Genomic DNA, 17,252 nt, shown 5'->3' with positions numbered 1-17,252 from the left:
TTTCTTGATCGTATGCAGGCCACCCTCCGCCTGTGGTTTAATGCCGCCTCTATGTTCCATCCATTGCCTCTCTACATCGGCCTTCGCTACACCCGTACCAAGCGTCGCAATCACTTCATCTCCTTCATCTCGGGCACCTCGATGGTCGGGATCGCCTTGGGTATTGTCGCCCTCATCGTCGTGTTGTCGGTGATGAACGGGTTCCATAAGGAGATCCAGGGGCGCATCCTGGCCATGGCCTCGCATGCCACACTGTCTGATCCCTATGGTGGCGGCATCGCCGACTGGCGTGCGGTCTTGGAGCAGGTACGCGCCAACCCCCATGTGGTCGGTGCTGCACCCTTCGTCGAGATCCAGGGGATGCTAGCCAGCGGCGCTCGGGTGAGTGGGGCCGTGGTACGCGCCATCGAGCCGGTCGAGGAGGATGAGGTCGCGGATCTGCGTCAACACATGATCAGCGGCTCGGTCGATGACCTGATCGATGGCGAATTCAACATCATCCTAGGTCAGGATCTGGCCAACTATCTCGGGGTGGGGCCGGGCGACCAGGTGACCCTGGTCACGCCCCAGGTCAGCTCGACACCGATTGGGATCATGCCGCGTCTCAAGCGCTTCACGATCAGCGGGCTCTTTGCCGTCGGCATGGCTGACTATGACCGCAACGCCGCCTTCATCCATCTGGCCGATGGCGCCCGCCTGATGGGCCTAGGCGAGGCCATCGGCGGGGTGCGGCTCAAGCTCGACGACCTGTGGCAGGCGCCGCGTCTGGCGCGCGAGATTGCCTATGAGCTCGGCGGCGTCTATCGTCTAGTCGACTGGACCCAGGTCCACAGCAATTTCTTCAGCGCCTTGGCGATGGAGAAACGGATGATGGGGATCATCCTGTTTCTGATCGTGGCGGTCGCGGCGTTCAACATCGTCTCGACCCTGGTGATGGTCGTCACAGACAAACAATCCGACATCGCGGTGATGCGCACGCTCGGGATGTCACCTCTAGAGGTGATGGGGATCTTCATGGTCCAGGGTACGGCCATCGGCCTGATCGGCACCCTCGTCGGCATGGTCGCAGGCGTGCTCCTGGCGTTCAACGTCGAACCCGTGGTGACCGGGATCGAAGCCTTGTTCGGTATCCATTTCCTCGATCCCGACATCTACTATATCAGCGCGTTGCCGTCCGACGTCCATCCGGGCGATGTGATCGGCATCGGTGGTGGGGCCTTTCTGATGTCGGTCCTGGCGACCCTCTATCCGGCCTGGCGCGCGGCCAAGACCCAACCGGCAGAGGCGCTGCGCTATGAATGAGCCGACGCCGGTACTGGAGGCCAAAGATCTGTTCCAGACCTTCCGGCAAGGACCGCAGGAGGTGGAGGTGCTCAAGGGTGTGAGCTTCCGGGTCCAGGCCGGCGAGCGCATCGCCATCGTCGGCGTCTCCGGCTCGGGTAAGAGTACGCTGCTCCATGCCATCGGCGGACTGGAGCGTCCGACGTCCGGGACCATCTACTGGGGCGGCGAGGACATCGGGCGACTCGATGAGTCGAGGCTCAGTCGGTTGCGCAACCGTCACTTAGGCTTCGTCTATCAGTTTCACCATCTACTGCCTGAGTTTACGGCGCTAGAAAACGTCGCCATGCCATTGCTGATCGGTGCTGCCAGACCCGCCGAGGCCCGGGCGCGCGCCGCGCAGTTGCTGGAGCGTGTCGGTCTGGGGCATCGAGGTTCGCACAAGCCGGGCGAACTCTCAGGGGGGGAGCGCCAGCGTGCAGCGGTTGCCCGCGCCCTGGTGACGCGCCCGGCCTGTCTGCTCGCCGACGAGCCGACCGGAAACCTCGATCGGCACACGGCGGCCGCGGTCTATGAGCTCATGCTCGAACTCAACCGCGAGATCGGCACCAGTCTGATGATCGTCACTCATGATCCCGAACTCGCCAGACGCATGGATCAGGTCTGGCGACTTGACGACGGGGTCTTGTCCAACGCCTCAAACAGCGCACGATAGCGCGCCTGGCGCTGCTTGACTTGGCGCGCCACGCGCCAGCGCCAGAGGATCCGGACCGTCGTGTAGCCGACGAGTGCGCAGACGCTCGCACAGATCAGACAGCCGATCAGCATGGGTTCGAGGATCTCGAGCCAATGATGCCAATCCAGCCAGAAGGCTGGATCGAAACCACGGGGCGGGAGACCGAGTACCCAGCACCCGATCATATAGGCGAAATAGTACATCGGTGGAATGGTCACCGGATTGGTGATCCAGACCAGGGCGACCGCGATCGGTAGATTGACCCTCAACCAGATGGCGAGGGCAGCGGCGATGAACATCTGTCCGAGTGGCGGCAGATACATCACGAACAGACCGATCGCCACCCCGCCTGAGACCGAGCGCCGGTTCAGATGCCAGAGATTGGGATCGTGCAAAAGGGTACCGAAGAGTCTCAGCCAGCGATGGCCTTGGATCTCTGTTTGGGTCGGGGTATAGCGTTTCAACCAATTTCTCACATGTCACAGCCTCACGGTCAGGGGATAGTCACGAGTATACGTCCGAGGGCGAGTCTTAAGGGATGTGGCTTGAAGTCGGATTAGGCTTCGCGCTGGGTGTCGGTGGGCTGTATCTGCTGCCCATGCTGCCGCCGGCCTGGGTCTTGGTGCTGGTCCTGTTCGCCTCTGCCGTCCTGGCCTGGCTTAGACCGGCTCTGCGCTGGGTCTTGTTCGGCGGCCTCGGTTTCTCCTGGGCCTGGCTCCAGGCCGACCAACGGCTAGAGGCGTCCTTCCCGGACACCTTGGCACGTCTCCCGCTGGTGATCGAGGGTTGGGTGACCTCGATTCCGAGCATCGAGGAGAGACGCACTCGTTTTTTGTTCCAGGTCGAGCGCACCTGGGATGAGCGCGGGATCGAACTGGATTTCAGCAATCGGGTCTTGCTCACCTGTTATCGGGATTGTCCTCGGCTTGAGGCCGGCGAGCGCTGGCGGATCCAGGTCCGACTCAAGCCGCGTCACGGTCTGCTGAATCCGGGCGGTTTCGACAATGAGCGCTGGCTGTTTACGCAGGGCATCGCAGCGACCGGCTCTCCGCGCGGTCGCGAGGCGTTCGAACGTCTGGACGCGGGGCCTGGGGCCTATTGGCTGACCCGTCTGCGCCAGCGGCTGGCCGACCATCTGGCCCGGGTCCTGGAGGGTTCACCGCAACTCGGTCTGGTCCAAGCCCTGACCCTTGGCGAGCGCGGTGCACTGGAGCGCGCGACCTGGGAGACCTTTACCCGGACCGGCACCAATCATCTGGTGGCCATCTCGGGGCTGCATGTGGGGTTGGTCGCCGGTGGGGGCTTCTGGCTGGCGCGCTGGATCTGGTCGCTGAGCGCGCGTCTGACCCTGTTTCTGGCCGCGCCACGCGCGGCGGCCATCGCCGGCCTGTTCGCCGCCTTCTGTTATGCGGCACTGGCCGGATTCGCGGTCTCGACCCAGCGCGCGCTCATCATGCTCGCGGTGGTGTTAGGTGCGGTGTTCTGGCAGCGTACGCTGCGGCCTTCTCAGGCCCTGATGCTGGCGCTGTTCGGTGTACTGGTCTGGGATCCCGGGGCCGTGCTGTCCTATGGTTTCTGGTTGTCGTTTGCTGCCGTCGCCGTGCTGCTGCTCCATCTTGGTCAGCGTCTGCCGAGCCGTACTCTCTGGACCCGGTGGGGACGGGCACAATGGGCGGTCGGCCTGGGGCTGTTTCCGCTGCTGTTTGTATTTTTCGGTCGGGCGTCGCTGATCGCCCCCCTGGTCAATCTCGTAGCTGTCCCCCTGTTCAGCGTGCTGATCCTGCCGTCGGTGTTGTTCACGGGTCTGCTGAGCCTGATCCCGGTCCCCGGATCCGAGCTCCCGTTGCGCCTGATCGCCGTCGGACTCGATTGGTGTCTCAAGGGGCTGAGCTGGGCCGCTGCCCAGCCTTGGTCTGTGATTCACCTCCCCGCGCGCCCGACCTGGGTCTGGGCCTCGGCCCTGTTGGGTGCGGTGCTGCTCCTGGCACCACCCGGTCTGCCGGGGCGCAGACAGGGTCTGGTCCTGATGCTGCCGCTGCTGGCCGCGCGCCCCGAGTCACCGGGTTGGGGGGAGGTCTGGTTCAGTCTGCTCGATGTAGGACAGGGACAGGCCGCCGTGGTCGAGACCCAGGGCGGCGTCCTGGTCTATGACGCAGGGCCGAGCTATCGAGGAGGGTTCGACACCGGGGCCATGGTCGTTGCGCCCTTTCTCCAGTCGCGTGGCATCGAGCGCATCGACCGGTTCATCCTCAGCCATAGCGATCGAGATCATGCCGGAGGCGCCGCGGGTCTCTTGGCACGTCTGCCCGCTTTGACCCTGCTCAGCGGCGAACCGGGGCGATTGGGGCTGGCCGGTGCCCAACCCTGTCTAGCCGGTGAAGGATGGACCTGGTCCGGTGTGGACTTTCGGCTGCTGCACCCGAGCGCCGCTGAACTCGAGTCCGGTCTTGCAGACAACGAGGCGTCCTGTGTCCTGGAGATCCGCACCGGTGAGCGATCCATCCTGCTGACCGGGGATGTGGGGAGTCGGACGGAAGAACGACTGGTCGAGCGTTTGGGTGCCGGGTGGCGGGTCGCGGTCCTGGTCGCCGGTCATCACGGGAGCGCGACCTCCACCTCGGAGCGACTGCTGGATCAGGTGCGACCCGAATGGGTGCTGTTTTCCTCCGGATACGCCAATCCGTTCGGTCATCCGGCGCCCAGGGTACGCGACCGCGTCGCGGCGCGCGGGATCCGCACCCTGAACACGGCGATCGACGGCGCCATCCGCTTCAAACTGGGACCAGCGGGTTGGATCGAAGCGCCGCACGGTTGGCGCAGCCGGGCCGAGCGGCTGTGGACGCATCGCCCGCAGCCCCTTCCCGAACGCGCTCGCGCACTCGGGATCGAAGCCAGGCCAGAGGATGCATCGCGCTGATGCCTGAGGTTCACGTCGAGAAAGAGCAGATCCGGCCCAAGCGCCCTTGAGTTCGCCGACCTTGGCCGCCGGGACCGGCCCGGGCGGCGCCAGGGTGGCCATTGCGCGCTGTCCTAGGTGAGGCAGGGGAGGCTATTTTTTTGTACTGTACTGGGCGATCAACATCCATTGGTCTGCATCAAGCCAATACCGACCCTGAGCGGACTCAGTTGAAAAATGATAGGCGCCCTCGTCTATCGCTTTTGGCGTATATGAGAGTGATCTGACCATCCCATGAACCCAAGCCAGATCCAGGACTTTTTCCGTAACGATCGTTTCGCCGCCCATGTCGGCATCGAACTGTTGGAGGTCGGGCCGGGGCGGGCGCGCGCCCGGTTGATGATCGACGACCGGCATCTGAACGCCGTCGGCGTGGCGCACGGGGCGGCCATCTTCAGTCTGGCCGACCTGGTGTTCGCGGTTGCCTCCAACTCGCATGGCACGGTCGCGCTCGGCGTGAATGTTTCGGTGTCCTTCCTGAGGGCGGTTCGGCGCGGGCCGCTGATCGCCGAGGCCGAGGAGGTGTCGATCAATCCCAAGCTCGCGACCTATGTCATCCGGGTCAGTGACGAGGCCAGTCAAGTGGTAGCACTGATGCAGGGGACCGTCTATCGCAAACAGGAGACGCTCGATGACTACATCGGTCATTGACGGATATACGCCCGACGCCAAACCTGAGCCGCTAGACGAGGTGAAAACCGAGACCGAAGCCCGCGAGCCGGTCGCCTTCGGTCTGATCGTCATCGGTGACGAAGTGCTCAATGGCGCGCGCGTCGACGCGCATCTGCCCGCCTTCAAGCGCCTGATCGGCGAGCGCGGCCATACCCTGGCCCGCTACTGGATGCTCCCCGACGATCCGGACGTGCTAACGGCCCATCTGCGCGTCTCGATGGGGCGGCCCGAGCCTGTGTTCGTCTGCGGCGGCATCGGTGCGACCCCGGACGACCACACCCGTGCGTGTGCAGCGGCGGCGGCCCATGTCGAACTGGTGCGCCATCCCGAGGCGGTCCAGCTGATCGAAGGTGTCTTTGGCGCGTCGGCCTATCCGTATCGCATCCTCATGGCCGATCTGCCGGCGGGGGCAGATCTGGTGCCCAATCCGATCAACCGGATGCCGGGGTTCAGTCTGGCTCGGCACTGGTTCCTGCCCGGATTCCCGAAGATGGCCTGGCCGATGGCCGAATGGGTGCTGGATCGGCACTTCGGGCGCTGTGCCCAAGTGCGCGAGGCGGCGCTACTGGTGCGTGGCGTGCCCGAGAGCCAGTTGATCCCGCTGATGCGCCGTCTGACCCTGGAATATCCCGAACTCAAGCACTTCAGTCTGCCGCACATGGGCGAGGATCCACACATCCGGCTCGGCTTTCGCGGGCGCGATGGACTGGACGCGGCCATAGGCGAGCTGCGTCAGGCACTCGACGCAGCCGCGATCGAGTATGTCGAGGCGCCGATCGATGGAACCTCGGGGGACTGAACCTCGGCCCCACCCTCGGGGCGCGGCTCAGGAATGCCCGCTGTCGCGATAGGCGCGCTGCATCCGGCTGAGCCTGTCGATAGGGCCCTCACCCTGGAGTTCGGCGAGTGCCGTGCTCAACGCCTGCCGCTGTGCCCCGGCAAGGGCGGCCACGTGCGCCTCCTGCCGGCGCACGGCGCGCAGACGCTCGGCATCGGCTGCGGTGATGGGTTCCTGCTCGGCGCGCTCGACGAGCGACTCGATCAGGACGCGGCGGCGCTTTTGCAGGCGCTCGACCATGTCCCAGTCCTCGCCCTGAGCGGCAAGCTTCATCTGATCCGTCGCCGCGACCAGGTCAGTGATGAGTTGTTCCAGATTGGCCATCAAAGACGCTCACACCTGACGCAAATTGGTCACAGGTTCAGCTACCAAGATTATTAACCCGGTCCTAAAAAAAGATGTGCATCGCGCTCAAAGGCACTCTTGCCGCCATGGCGCGTTACCAGAGGGGCGGCGGTAGGAGTGGCTTTAGCCGCGATTGGGGCGGTCAAACCGGCGGCGGGCGTTGTTATCGCGCCTGAAGCCGCTCCTACCGCTGTGATTTCGGCCAGTCAGCGCACGACGCTCGAGTCTTAATCCCCTCAAAAGCGGGTCTCGATGCGAACTCAAGCGTGGCTCTGGATCTAATTTATGGCATCCAGTCTTAATCCCCTCAAAAGCGGGTCTCGATGCGAACCGGAAACAGCGGCGAATGCGACCACGCTGCCGAAGTCTTAATCCCCTCAAAAGCGGGTCTCGATGCGAACTTTAGAAAAACACCGTCACATGGGCTTAGACTTGTCTTAATCCCCTCAAAAGCGGGTCTCGATGCGAACCCCTTGTGGATAACTTTTGCTTGAAAAATCAATCTGATAGACAAGCTCAAGCATACACAGAGAGTCGGCAAAAAAGTTAGGTCAAGTTTTGACCAAAAATACAACAGATTTCGGGGTCAGAGTGGCCGTGTCAGCCGCGCTCGATAATATCGAACTTAGGGCTTGAATCAAGTCTTTTAACGCTCACATCCCAAAGCCCCTAGTTGGGTATCGTTCTTTCCGTAAATTCCGTTTTGTGCCGTCGGCAGGAAGTCTTGCTAGGCGGGGTTGCACTCGGTTCCCGCAGCGCTGCCCGTTCCATCGGCAGCAAGACGCTGGACAATTTTTATGACCCGTTGCGCAACAAGCCTCGGCCTTCAGGCCGAGGAAGGATCGCGGTGTTCGAGTTCCCTTTCTTGCGCTCAGGGGGCAAGCATGGATTTCGCCTCGGTCGCGTGTGCCCCGATCATGATGCCAAGGAGATGCACGTCATCGCCCTGTCGCTCATAGAGCACGCGCAGACCCTGGACGCTGTAGTCGCGGGTCTCGTCCCTTTGGCCCAGCGCGCGCGGCTGATCCAGCCTGGGCCGGACCAGCAACCGCTCAGCCCCCTGAAAGACCTGCTCGACCAGCCGCCGGGCCTGGATGGCCGAATCCCGGGCGACGAAGGCGGCGATGGCCTCGAGGTCGTCGAGCGCGGCGCGCGACCAGATCAGCTCTCCAGCCATCGATCCAGCCGCTGCCTGGCTTCGTCGTTGAGATAACCGCGCCCCTGGGCGATGTCCTCACGTCCACGTTCGGCCTTCTCCAGCCGATAGAGGTGATACTGGATGTCTTCCAGGGTGCAGTCGTCGGGCAATTGGCGCAGCAGTTCGGTCACGATCTGCTTGGCATGGCGCGCGGTTGGTGTTCGTGCCGTCGTCGCCGCGACAGGCGGAGACAGGGGGGCGCGAACACCAGGGCGAAGGTCGTCGGGAATCTCCATAAGCCAAGGACCCTAGGGTTGTGGATCGTCGTAGGTGTGAGTCAGCCCAATGGTCTCAGCCACCGGTGACCGGCGGGAAGAAGGCGACCTCCTGTCCGTCCAGGATCGGCGTCTCGGGGTGGGCCAGATCCTGTTCCACGGCGGCAAGAACGATCGCATCGGCGCCGAGCATCTCCGCCCAGACGCCACCCCGCGCACACAGCTGCCGGCGCAGTGCGGCGACGGTCGCGGTCTGCGCCGACCAGTCGAGCTGTTCTTCGCTGGTCGCGAGCCGTTCACGCAGCCGGGCAAAATAGCGGATCCGAATCATGGTGTCCTCTTTGAAGCTTGGTGCGATCAATAGAACAGCTCGGCAAAGGGCAGGAACTCGACCGGGTCACCGCGCGCGATGACCTGTCCCGGCTGGAGCTGGACCAGGCCATCGGCCCAGGCGACCGAGGACAGCACCGCCGAGGAGCGGCTGGGATAGACCGCGACCTCCAGCTCGCCATCGGCCCCGCGTTCCAGACGCGCACGCTGGAATTCGAGCCGCCGGTCTGGGCGCGGCCAGTCGAAACCGGCGCGGATCCGAAGCGGTCGCACCTCTAGCTCGCCCGCCACGCCCTGCATCCGGAGGATCAAGGGGCGCGCAAACAGCACGGCGGTGACAAAGAGCGAGACCGGATTGCCAGGACAGCCGAGCAGCGGCCTGCCCTGGACCTCGCCAAAGACGAGCGGCTTGCCGGGGCGGATCTTCACCTGATGGAACTCGATCCGACCGAGTCGCTCGACGGCGGGCTTGAGGTGATCCTCCTCGCCGACCGAGACCCCGCCGCTGGCGATGATCAGATCGGCCTCGCGTGCGCCGCGGGCCATGGCCGCAACGGTCGATTCGAGATCGTCGGCGACGATGCCGAGATCCACCACCTCACAGCCCCAGGTCTGCAATAGCCCCATGAGGACGAAACGGTTGGAGTTATAGATCTGGCCGGGCTTCAGCGGTTCGCCGGGCAACGCCAGCTCGTCGCCGCTGGAGAGCAGCGCCACCCGCAGCCGCCGATGAACGACGAGCCTCGCCACGCCGACCGAAGCCGCCAGACCTAGATGCGCCGGCGTCAACCGCGTGCCGGATGCGATGACCTCGGCGCCAGCCCGGATGTCCTCGCCCGCGCGGCGGATATTGGCGCCGGCCTTGATCTCGAGCGGAATCCGCACCTGTCCGTCGGACGCCTCGCACACCTCCTGTTCGACCACGGTATCCGCGCCCTCAGGCACAGGCGCACCGGTGAAGATCCGTGCCGCCGTGCCGGGGGCCAGCGGTTTGCCGACCGCGCCGGCCGGGATGCGCTGAGCGACCGCAAGACAACCGTCGTGCGCGCTCAGATCGGCGTGCCGGATGGCATAGCCGTCCATGGCGCTGTTGTCCCAGCCGGGCACATCCAGGGTGCTCACCACGGGTTCGGCCAGCACCCGACCAAGCGCCGCTTCGAGCGGCAGGGTCTCGGTGCCGGCGATGGGTGAGACACGCGCCGTCAGAATGGCGACCGCCTGGTCCTTGGTCAGGGTCTTGCCGCCAGTTGCAACCGGTGCACAGTCGTTGGGTCGATCCATCATCGTTCCAATAAACGCGGGATGAGTTGAGCGAAATTGCAAGGCCGGGTGCGGATGTCCAGTTGGGGTTTTATTAACCCGTCCACCAAAAAGACGCGGATCGCTCCTGAAGACCTCCCCCGCCAACGCATCCGGTAGGATGCGGCTTTGGCCGCGATCTTGGCGGTTGAGGCGGGAGAGACGCATGAATCGCGCCTTACGGCGCCCCTAACAAATCACCCGACCCGCTCCTCCGAGATCTACCTTGACAGGGCCAGGGCTTGAAAGCGTTCTAGCGTTCACGCCTTCCAGGAAGACTGCTCGAGGCGTGGTGCAGCCTTTTGGCCCGATGGTCTTTATAGGCAGCCTTAATAATACCCTGCAGACGTAGGATCAAGGGACTGGATGGTCCTGGTTCGACCCGGCCCCACGCCGACCGATAGCGCTCATCGTACTTGGCCAGGAAACCCATATCGTCCTCGAAGGACGCAATAAGCCTGGCAGGATTTTAAGTCTGGATTCCCGGCTCTGTTAAACTGCGTTGTTCGTGGGACACTGTGTCCAGTCCTCACCCAAAGGCACGACCCTGGGTCGTGTGCCCGGCAGCACCTCATGTCAGCCATTCGCGTCCGATCATCTATTCGCCATTTCCGCCTGCGCCCGATCTTGGTCCTGAGTCTGCTCCTAGGCAGACTTTTATTCCAACCGGCCACTGCTCAGCAGACGGCGGCTGAGGCCATGGCGCACGCCATCGCGCGCATGATGGAGAGCATGGGGTTTACGGGTCAGGTCGAGCCGCGCAGTCCAGCGCCGGTCGCGCCGCCCGCCCCGATGGGGATGCCGTCCTGGGGGATGCTGGGCCAGATGCCTGGTGCCGCGGCGACCAGCCCCTGGGCGGGCTCGGTGTTGGAGGGGGTCTGGGAGGACAATCAGGGTGGACTCCTGATCGTCCAGGGTGGGTTTTATCGTCTCTATGCGGCCTGTCGGGGCTATATCGAGGGCGAGATCCGGGTCTGGAGCGATCGGGTCGAGCTGAGTAACCGCGCCGAGAACTTTACCCAAACCTTCGAGTTTGCCCTGGATCAGGGGCGATTGGCCCTGCGCGACCGCAATGGCCAGCTCTACCTCTATCGCCGTCTGGTCCTGAATCCGAGCACGGCTCGCTAGCCGGCGAGCGTCTCAGGAGAAGCCCAAACGCCCCGCGATCAGGAGCACAAGCAGGCCAAACAGCCGCTTGAGGTGGGGCACCGGAAGGCGGTGTGCGAGCTGGGCGCCAAGCGGGGCGGACGGAAGGCTGGCAAGCAGCATGGCCAGTACCGCGGGCCAGTAGACGAAACCGCTGCTTAGGTCCGGCAGCCCGCTTCGCCCCCAGCCGACCAGGGCAAAACCCAGCGCGCCCGCCGCAGCGATCGGCAGTCCACACGCCGCCGAGGTGCCAACCGCCTGACGCATCTCGAGGCCGCGGCTGGTCAAGAAGGGGACCGTGAGTGTCCCGCCGCCGATGCCGACCAGCGACGACAGCAGTCCGATCACCCCACCCACGCCCGCCAGTCCCAGTGGCCCTGGCAGTGGGCGCGAGCCGTGGCTGGCGGTCGCCGCCCCCCGCAGCAGACGCACCCCGACCGTGGCGAGAAAGAGCGCAAAGACCCGTTGCAGCCAGGGACCAGAGAGCCATCCGGCCAGACCCGCCCCGGCCAGGGCACCGAGGACGATGCCAGGGGCCAGGGGTCGGACCAGGTCCCAGCGCACCCCGCCGCGTCGCTGGTGCGCGAGCATGGAGGCCGCGCCGGTGCCGAGGATGGTCGCCAGCGAGGTCCCGACCGCCAGATGGGCCAGCCAGTCGCCGCCATGACCGAACGCGCCAAAGAGCAGGATCAGGGCCGGGACCATGACGGCCCCGCCGCCGATGCCGAAGAGCCCGGCCAGCACGCCGGAGACCGCGCCCACTGCCAGATAGGCGCTGAGTTCGATCACGGTCACCCCGGGCCGCCTTCATGGACCAGGATGGCGATCATTCGTGATGATCCTCCTGAGCCTCGCGCCGTTGCAGGGTATCGGTGCTGAACTGCTGACTGAAGCGGATGATGAGGATGGCGAGGCTGATGATCAGGATCGCCGAGCTTTCATAGAGCAGCCCCTGGGAGCTCCCCTTGCCCTGGAGCACGATCAGACGCGAGAGCGCGGTGACGGCGATGAACATCGGGTAGGTGAAGGGGACGCTGCGCCGGAGGAAATAGACATTGGCCATCGCCATGATCTCGATGAAGATGAAGATCATCAGCAAATCCGCCAGCCGAATCTCGCGGAGCTGAAAGATCCCCCATATCGACTGACCGATCCCGATCAGTGCAAGCCCACCGACGATGACCAGTACCAGCTTTTCGATATAGATAAAAAGGGCCGAGAGTCCTCTGTCCAAACGCGAATCAGGCGAATCCGGTGTATGCATGGCTTGGGTTCCTAGAGATAAGGGATGGATCAGTGCGATAAGCATCGAATAAGGTGTCGTATCCCTGAAATTCAGAATTGGACGAGGCCATCATGTCGAGACAGATGATCGAGACCGACCCCAGTGCCTATCGCACCTGCGACGAGATCCAGGTGGTCGAGGAGCTGGTCGAGGTCAAGGGACGCCGAGTGCTGGAACTGGGCTGTGGCGCCGCCTGGATGACGCGGCTGCTCGCGACCCGGCTGGGTGCACGCCAGGTGACGGCGACCGAGGTCGATCGCATCCAGCATCAGAAGAATCTCGCCATTCGCGACCTGCCCAATGTCGAGTTTCGGTTCGGCGGCGCCGAGTCGATCGCCGACCCGGATGCGACCTATGACGGCGTGTTTTTGTTCAAGTCGCTGCACCATGTCCCGGTCGCGCTCATGGATCAGGCCCTCGCTGAAATCCGGCGGGTGCTGGTGCCGGGTGGCTATGTCTATATCTCGGAACCCGTGTATTGGGGGGCGTTCAATGCCGTCATGCGCCTCATCCATGATGAGCGCCTGGTGCGCGCCGCGGCCTATGCCGCGATCGAGCGCGCGGTCGCCCGGGGGCAGTTCCGCTGGGAGCATCAGGTATTCTACCAATCGGAGGGCGTCTATCCGAGCTGGGAGGCCTTCGCCGAGCGCTTCATCCAGGTCACCCACACCGAGCACGATCTCGATGCGGCGCGTCTGGCCGAGGTCCGCGCCGCCTTCGAGGGTCACCTGACCCCAGAGGGCGCGCGGTTCCTCAAGCCGCATCGCGTCGATCTGCTGCGCGTCAGAGACGCGACGCCATGAGCACCCGCTTGGCCTCGTTGACCTTGGCGGCCAGATAGTCCGAGCCGCCGCGATCCGGGTGGAGACGTTGGATCAGGCGCCGATGGGCGGCCTGGATCTCGTCTGCACCCGCCTCGGGCGCAAGCCCCAGGATGGCGCGCGCCTCGTTTTCGTCCATACCAGGTCGATCGGATGGCGGCGGCGCGCCTGCGTGCCCCGGGTGTGGCCTCGGCCCCTGAATGCGCTGACCGCGCTCGTGGGTCAGATAGACCTCCAGGGCCTCGGCCGACTCGGCGTCGGTGCGATAGCAGAGATCGAGCAGACCGAGCAGTTCGCTGGTCTCGGTTGCCGCGAGCGTGCGCCCGGCAAGCGGCCCGGCGCGGATCTCGCCGTCCATGTATCCTGAGAGATGGTCGATGGTCAGCAGGATGTAGTGTGTGGCCACCCGCGACTGATGCGGCCCCTGATACCCATTGGGCGAGCGGAATTCACGCACCCACATGGCCGTGGCACCCGCCACCGCGACCGGCATCAGCAGAAAATTGAGCACCGGCACCATCGACATCCCAGCCACTGCCGCGCCGAAGCCCAGGCTCAGCCAGCGCCGCTCGCTTAGCCGCCGGCGCATCTCGGCGAACCTGAGACCGTGATTGCCCATCGGATAGTCGCTGTACTCGACTGCCAGCATCCAGGCCGTATAGAGGAACCAGAGTACAGGCCCGACCAAGGGTATCAGCAGCAGCAGTAGAAAGGGGATCGCCCACAGCAGGGCATAGGCGAGCTTGCGTAGCTCATCGAGCAGGGTCGGACCCAGCTCGGCCAGGAGGCGGGCGTAATCGCCTTCCTGGGCGATGGGGCGCCCGGTGAGCAGCAACTCGACCTTCTCGGCCAGCAGCCCATTGAAGGGCGCAGCGATCAGATTGGCGACCAGACCGAAGGTATAGAAGACGATGATGAACAACAGCAGGATGAACAGCGGCCAGATGATCCAGTCAAGCCATCCCAGCCAGGTGGGCAGTCTGGATTCCATGAGCTGCATCAGTCCCTCGAATTGACCGATGCCGACATAGATGGCCGCCGAGAAGATCAGCAGATTCAGTAGCAACGGGACGAGGACGAAACGCTTGATGCCGGGGCGGGCGATGAGGCTCAGGCCCTGCAAGAGATAACCGACCCCGGCGATGGGATGGTTGGACATAGGATTTAGTGCAAACAGGTTAGGCGTTGGTTGGGGGATTTGAACTGCGACGATGCGCAGGGCGCAAAGGAGTTTGGTGATTCTAAGCGATCGAGATCCTGTGCGCGTCTGGCGTCGGTTGGAGCGAGCGTTCCAGACAGGCGCGCAGCCGTTCGGGGGCCTCTAGCAGCGGATTGTGGCCGACACCCTTCAGGACATGGAGTCGGGTGGCGGGACGATGTGCCACGACCGCGTGCGCGATTGTCTGGAAGCGCCGATCCTCGCCGCCGACGATCCAGTCGAGCCGACCTTGATAGCGCGCAAGCGCCTCCCAGGTGGCGGGCATCTCGCCCAGTCCGAGCCGCTCGAGCGCACTGGCCAGTCCTTCGGGGCTGTGACTCAGACGCCGCGCGCGCTGGCGTGCCAGGATCTCGGGCGCAAGCCGCGCCTGGGTCTTAAACAGCGGCTGGTGCTCCCAGGCCGCAACGAAGGCTTCGATGCCCTGGTCGCGCAGCAGCCGGATCCAGACCTGATCGTCCGAGCGCCGCTGTTTGCGCAGGTCTGGGTCAAGCAATCCGGGATGGGCCGAGATGATTGCGGCCAAACGAAAACGCTCGGGCGCGAGCTGGATCAGGCTGAGCGCGATCCGTCCGCCGAGCGAGTAGCCGATGACCCGGTCGATGCTCGTCGGCAGCCTGTCGAGCAGTGCCCGGATCACATCGAGATACTCGCCGGTTGGACCCGGACACGTCAGATGCCCCGGCAGATCGACCGCCAGCCGCTCCGGATCCTCAGGAAAGACGCTCGACCAGTCGGCCCCGCCGCCGGTAAAGCCGTGCAGCAGCAGACAACGGGGTTCGTCCGGACTCAGGGCGCGGTACCCAAGGGGCTGAGCTCGGTGGCCTTGTCGCGCTCGATCATGGCATAGGCCGAATGGTTGTGGATCGATTCGAAGTTCTCGGCCTCGACCCGATAGGCGAGGATGCGATCGTCTGCGTTCAGCCGCTTGGCCACGTCGCGCACGATGTCCTCGACAAACTTGGGGTTGTTGTAGGCGCGCTCGGTGACGAACTTCTCATCCGGGCGCTTGAGTAGGCCATAGAGTTCACAGGAGGCCTCGCGCTCGATCAGCTCGATCAGCTCTTCGAGCCACATGAAGCGCTCCATGCGCACCTGGACCGTGACGTGCGAGCGCTGATTGTGGGCGCCGAAGTCCGAGATCTCCTTGGAGCAGGGACAGAGGCTGGTGACGGGCACAGTGACCCTAAGCTCCATGTGCGGCTGACCATGGCGGATCTCGCCGATGAAAGTGACCTCATAGTCGAGCAGGCTCTCGACACCCGAGACCGGCGCCTTCTTGTTGATAAAGAAGGGAAAGCGCATCTCGATGTGGCCGGCCTCGGACTCCAGACGCTCGGTCATCTCGCTGAGCATGACCTTGAAGGTCGAGACGCTGATCTCGCGCTCGTGGCGATTGAGGATCTCCACGAAGCGCGACATGTGCGTACCCTTGAAGTCATGTGGGAGATAGACGTACATGTTGAAGGTCGCCACCGTATGTTGTTCGGTACCGCTGCGGTCGAGCACCCGCACCGGATGGCGGATATCCTTGATTCCAACCTTGTCGATGGCGATGTGACGGGTATCCAGGCTACGCTGGACGTCTGCGATCTCGCGGCCTTTGATGGTCGAAGCAAGCGAGTTGATCAGTGAGTCCATGAGGGTTGTGTCATCGTCGTGATACGGATGGCCGCTAGGTAGGGGCAGCAAGTGGCTTGGACAAGTCGGACCCTGCAGGGTGTTCGAGTGGTCAATTCTTACGCCCCAGGAGTGCCTTGGCGATCCAGGTCAACGGCTGGGCACGTTCGCCGAAGATGGCGACCGACTCGATGGCCTCGGTGATGAGCTGATGGGCCATGGCCTTGGCCTCGGCCAGACCGACCAGGGCCGGATAGGTGGCCTTGTTGAGCGCCTGGTCGCGCCCGGCGGTCTTGCCAATCTGGGCGGTGTCACCCTCGACATCGAGTACGTCATCCTGGATCTGGAACGCCAGCCCTAGACACTTGGCGTAATGATCCAAGCGATCGGCCCGGTCGGCGTCGAGTCCGCCATACGCCAACACGCCCATCTGCACCGAGGCGCGAATCAGTGCCCCGGTCTTGTGGATATGGATATTCTCCAACTGCACCAGATCGAGCGGTCTGCCCTCGGCCTCGAGGTCCATCGCTTGACCGCCGACCATGCCGCGTGCCCCGCTGGCACGGGCGAGTGCCCCGACCATGGCGACGCGCGCCTCGGCGCTCAGCCCAGGTGCCTCGGCCAGGGTTTGGAAGGCCAGGGTCTGGAGGGCATCGCCGGCCAGGATCGCCGTGGCCTCGTCGAAGGCGCGATGACAGGTCGGACGACCACGACGCAGGTCGTCGTCGTCCATGGCCGGCAGATCGTCGTGGATCAGCGAATAGGCATGGATCATCTCGAGGGCGCAGGCCGGGGAGTCGAGCAGGGCGGTCTTGAGTCCGAGCGCCTCGCCGGCGGCATAGGCGAGCAGCGGGCGGATCCGCTTGCCCCCCGCCAGCACCGTATAGCGCATGGCCTCGTGCAGGCGCGACGGCTGCACGCTCACAGGCGGAAGGATCTGGTCGAGCGCGCTCTCGACGCGCGCGGTGCAGCGCGTGCGAAATTCATCCAGGGTGTGATCAGTCATGGGCGTCGAATGGCTCTGGCTCGGCGTCTGGCCGGGGGTCGGTGAGGATCCGCACCCGTTGTTCGGCGGCCTCCAGCGCCTGTTGACAGAGGCGAGTCAGACCGATGCCGCGTTCGAAGGCCGCAAGCGAGTCCTCAAGCGTCATCTCGCCCTGCTCCAGGGCATCGACGATGGCTTCCAGCTCGGTCAGTGACTGCTCGAACGAGGGTTGGGGCGGGGTCTTGGGTTGTTTCATCGGGGGTTTGAATCCGGGTTTACAGGTACGGTACCTTAGCCCGCCTGAACGGT

At 64.2% G+C, this 17,252-nt stretch carries 20 protein-coding genes and 1 pseudogene; 7 read left to right on the top strand and 14 right to left on the bottom strand.

Annotated features, from left to right (window positions below; all coding sequences use genetic code 11):
* Positions 1 to 51: 51 nt before the first annotated feature.
* Both E6P07_RS11805 and lolD read left to right on the top strand, forming a co-directional pair.
* Complete coding sequence (locus E6P07_RS11805) at positions 52 to 1,302, top strand: lipoprotein-releasing ABC transporter permease subunit (RefSeq protein WP_153976220.1); 1,251 nt, start codon at positions 52 to 54, stop codon at positions 1,300 to 1,302.
* Positions 1,295 to 1,996, top strand: coding sequence for a lipoprotein-releasing ABC transporter ATP-binding protein LolD (gene lolD, locus E6P07_RS11800; protein ID WP_153975790.1), 702 nt, complete (start codon positions 1,295 to 1,297; stop codon positions 1,994 to 1,996). The genes E6P07_RS11805 and lolD overlap by 8 nt, the downstream gene beginning before the upstream one ends.
* Here the strand turns inward: lolD and E6P07_RS11795 are convergent.
* Positions 1,939 to 2,481 (bottom strand): DUF2062 domain-containing protein, encoded by a 543-nt coding sequence (locus E6P07_RS11795; protein ID WP_246172840.1) that lies wholly within the window; start codon positions 2,479 to 2,481, stop codon positions 1,939 to 1,941. The genes lolD and E6P07_RS11795 overlap by 58 nt on opposite strands.
* A gap of 74 nt (positions 2,482 to 2,555) precedes the next feature.
* Here E6P07_RS11795 and E6P07_RS11790 point away from each other — a divergent pair, with 74 nt between their 5' ends.
* The 3 genes from E6P07_RS11790 (at position 2,556) to E6P07_RS11780 (ending at position 6,444) form a co-directional block, all read left to right on the top strand.
* On the top strand, positions 2,556 to 4,934 hold the full coding sequence (locus tag E6P07_RS11790) for a DNA internalization-related competence protein ComEC/Rec2 (RefSeq protein ID WP_153975788.1): 2,379 nt from the start codon (positions 2,556 to 2,558) through the stop codon (positions 4,932 to 4,934).
* Positions 4,935 to 5,207: 273 nt separating this feature from the next.
* Positions 5,208 to 5,624 carry a PaaI family thioesterase gene (locus E6P07_RS11785; protein WP_153975787.1) on the top strand — a complete coding sequence of 139 codons (417 nt, stop codon included), beginning with the start codon at positions 5,208 to 5,210 and terminating at the stop codon, positions 5,622 to 5,624.
* Positions 5,605 to 6,444, top strand: coding sequence for a competence/damage-inducible protein A (locus tag E6P07_RS11780; RefSeq protein WP_153975786.1), 840 nt, complete (start codon positions 5,605 to 5,607; stop codon positions 6,442 to 6,444). The genes E6P07_RS11785 and E6P07_RS11780 overlap by 20 nt, the downstream gene beginning before the upstream one ends.
* Positions 6,445 to 6,471: 27 nt before the next feature.
* Here the strand turns inward: E6P07_RS11780 and E6P07_RS11775 are convergent, their stop codons facing one another.
* The 6 genes and pseudogenes from E6P07_RS11775 to E6P07_RS13955 form a co-directional block, all read right to left on the bottom strand.
* A complete protein-coding gene (locus E6P07_RS11775; RefSeq protein ID WP_153975785.1) occupies positions 6,472 to 6,807 on the bottom strand; it encodes a flagellar protein FliT in 336 nt (111 codons plus the stop codon).
* A gap of 892 nt (positions 6,808 to 7,699) precedes the next feature.
* Positions 7,700 to 8,005: a type II toxin-antitoxin system RelE/ParE family toxin gene (locus E6P07_RS11770; RefSeq protein ID WP_153974626.1), complete on the bottom strand. Its 306-nt coding sequence runs from the start codon at positions 8,003 to 8,005 to the stop codon at positions 7,700 to 7,702.
* On the bottom strand, positions 7,990 to 8,157 hold the full coding sequence (locus tag E6P07_RS13660; protein ID WP_170286771.1) for a hypothetical protein: 168 nt from the start codon (positions 8,155 to 8,157) through the stop codon (positions 7,990 to 7,992). The genes E6P07_RS11770 and E6P07_RS13660 overlap by 16 nt, the downstream gene beginning before the upstream one ends.
* A 160-nt stretch (positions 8,158 to 8,317) precedes the next feature.
* Positions 8,318 to 8,572, bottom strand: coding sequence for a molybdopterin converting factor subunit 1 (moaD, locus tag E6P07_RS11760; RefSeq protein ID WP_153974628.1), 255 nt, complete (start codon positions 8,570 to 8,572; stop codon positions 8,318 to 8,320).
* 26 nt (positions 8,573 to 8,598) lie between these two features.
* Positions 8,599 to 9,852: a molybdopterin molybdotransferase MoeA gene (locus E6P07_RS11755; protein ID WP_425505135.1), complete on the bottom strand. Its 1,254-nt coding sequence runs from the start codon at positions 9,850 to 9,852 to the stop codon at positions 8,599 to 8,601.
* A pseudogene (locus E6P07_RS13955) lies at positions 9,852 to 9,965 on the bottom strand (molybdenum cofactor biosynthesis protein); the annotation flags it as partial. The gene E6P07_RS11755 and the pseudogene E6P07_RS13955, both read right to left, overlap by 1 nt.
* A gap of 604 nt (positions 9,966 to 10,569) precedes the next feature.
* Between E6P07_RS13955 and E6P07_RS11750 the strand changes: the two are divergent.
* Positions 10,570 to 10,998 (top strand): hypothetical protein, encoded by a 429-nt coding sequence (locus E6P07_RS11750; RefSeq protein WP_153975783.1) that lies wholly within the window; start codon positions 10,570 to 10,572, stop codon positions 10,996 to 10,998.
* 12 nt (positions 10,999 to 11,010) lie between these two features.
* Here E6P07_RS11750 and E6P07_RS11745 read toward each other — a convergent pair whose 3' ends face one another.
* Positions 11,011 to 11,811: a sulfite exporter TauE/SafE family protein gene (locus E6P07_RS11745; protein WP_153975782.1), complete on the bottom strand. Its 801-nt coding sequence runs from the start codon at positions 11,809 to 11,811 to the stop codon at positions 11,011 to 11,013.
* 31 nt (positions 11,812 to 11,842) lie between these two features.
* Positions 11,843 to 12,280 carry a phosphate-starvation-inducible PsiE family protein gene (locus tag E6P07_RS11740; RefSeq protein ID WP_153975781.1) on the bottom strand — a complete coding sequence of 146 codons (438 nt, stop codon included), beginning with the start codon at positions 12,278 to 12,280 and terminating at the stop codon, positions 11,843 to 11,845.
* 92 nt (positions 12,281 to 12,372) lie between these two features.
* Between E6P07_RS11740 and E6P07_RS11735 the strand changes: the two genes are divergently transcribed.
* A complete protein-coding gene (locus tag E6P07_RS11735; protein ID WP_153975780.1) occupies positions 12,373 to 13,104 on the top strand; it encodes a class I SAM-dependent methyltransferase in 732 nt (243 codons plus the stop codon).
* On the opposite strand, the gene cysZ is transcribed toward E6P07_RS11735, so the two are convergent.
* The 5 genes from cysZ to E6P07_RS11710 form a co-directional block, all read right to left on the bottom strand.
* Positions 13,085 to 14,281 (bottom strand): sulfate transporter CysZ, encoded by a 1,197-nt coding sequence (gene cysZ, locus E6P07_RS11730; RefSeq protein WP_153975779.1) that lies wholly within the window; start codon positions 14,279 to 14,281, stop codon positions 13,085 to 13,087. The genes E6P07_RS11735 and cysZ overlap by 20 nt on opposite strands.
* A gap of 82 nt (positions 14,282 to 14,363) precedes the next feature.
* Positions 14,364 to 15,101, bottom strand: a complete 738-nt coding sequence (locus tag E6P07_RS11725; protein WP_246173012.1) for an alpha/beta fold hydrolase — start codon at positions 15,099 to 15,101, stop codon at positions 14,364 to 14,366.
* 26 nt (positions 15,102 to 15,127) lie between these two features.
* Positions 15,128 to 15,979, bottom strand: coding sequence for a GTP cyclohydrolase FolE2 (gene folE2 / locus E6P07_RS11720; RefSeq protein ID WP_153975777.1), 852 nt, complete (start codon positions 15,977 to 15,979; stop codon positions 15,128 to 15,130).
* Positions 15,980 to 16,070: 91 nt separating this feature from the next.
* Entirely contained in the window at positions 16,071 to 16,964 is an 894-nt protein-coding gene (gene ispA, locus E6P07_RS11715) for a (2E,6E)-farnesyl diphosphate synthase (protein WP_153975776.1), read from the bottom strand.
* Positions 16,957 to 17,199 (bottom strand): exodeoxyribonuclease VII small subunit, encoded by a 243-nt coding sequence (locus tag E6P07_RS11710; protein WP_153975775.1) that lies wholly within the window; start codon positions 17,197 to 17,199, stop codon positions 16,957 to 16,959. Before E6P07_RS11710 ends, ispA begins: the two co-directional genes overlap by 8 nt.
* Positions 17,200 to 17,252: the final 53 nt, after the last annotated feature.

The organism is Thermochromatium tepidum ATCC 43061 (assembly GCF_009664085.1).
Taxonomy (GTDB): Bacteria; Pseudomonadota; Gammaproteobacteria; order Chromatiales; family Chromatiaceae; genus Thermochromatium; species Thermochromatium tepidum.
The sequence above is the reverse complement of the archived record's forward strand: the minus strand, read 5'-3'. Positions and strand labels throughout refer to the sequence as shown.

Bases quoted from the DNA above. Each gene is read 5' to 3' on its own strand.
- ispA (WP_153975776.1), bottom strand. From the start codon at position 16,964: ATGACTGATCACACCCTGGATGAATTTCGCACGCGCTGCACCGCGCGC.
- E6P07_RS11805 (WP_153976220.1), top strand. From the start codon at position 52: ATGTTCCATCCATTGCCTCTCTACATCGGCCTTCGCTACACCCGTACC.
- lolD (WP_153975790.1), top strand. From the start codon at position 1,295: ATGAATGAGCCGACGCCGGTACTGGAGGCCAAAGATCTGTTCCAGACC.
- E6P07_RS11780 (WP_153975786.1), top strand. From the start codon at position 5,605: ATGACTACATCGGTCATTGACGGATATACGCCCGACGCCAAACCTGAG.
- E6P07_RS11710 (WP_153975775.1), bottom strand. From the start codon at position 17,199: ATGAAACAACCCAAGACCCCGCCCCAACCCTCGTTCGAGCAGTCACTG.
- E6P07_RS11755 (WP_425505135.1), bottom strand. From the start codon at position 9,852: ATGGATCGACCCAACGACTGTGCACCGGTTGCAACTGGCGGCAAGACC.
- E6P07_RS11785 (WP_153975787.1), top strand. From the start codon at position 5,208: ATGAACCCAAGCCAGATCCAGGACTTTTTCCGTAACGATCGTTTCGCC.
- cysZ (WP_153975779.1), bottom strand. From the start codon at position 14,281: ATGTCCAACCATCCCATCGCCGGGGTCGGTTATCTCTTGCAGGGCCTG.
- E6P07_RS11775 (WP_153975785.1), bottom strand. From the start codon at position 6,807: ATGGCCAATCTGGAACAACTCATCACTGACCTGGTCGCGGCGACGGAT.
- folE2 (WP_153975777.1), bottom strand. From the start codon at position 15,979: ATGGACTCACTGATCAACTCGCTTGCTTCGACCATCAAAGGCCGCGAG.
- moaD (WP_153974628.1), bottom strand. From the start codon at position 8,572: ATGATTCGGATCCGCTATTTTGCCCGGCTGCGTGAACGGCTCGCGACC.
- E6P07_RS11790 (WP_153975788.1), top strand. From the start codon at position 2,556: ATGTGGCTTGAAGTCGGATTAGGCTTCGCGCTGGGTGTCGGTGGGCTG.
- E6P07_RS11740 (WP_153975781.1), bottom strand. From the start codon at position 12,280: ATGCATACACCGGATTCGCCTGATTCGCGTTTGGACAGAGGACTCTCG.
- E6P07_RS11735 (WP_153975780.1), top strand. From the start codon at position 12,373: ATGTCGAGACAGATGATCGAGACCGACCCCAGTGCCTATCGCACCTGC.
- E6P07_RS11770 (WP_153974626.1), bottom strand. From the start codon at position 8,005: ATGGCTGGAGAGCTGATCTGGTCGCGCGCCGCGCTCGACGACCTCGAG.
- E6P07_RS11750 (WP_153975783.1), top strand. From the start codon at position 10,570: ATGGCGCACGCCATCGCGCGCATGATGGAGAGCATGGGGTTTACGGGT.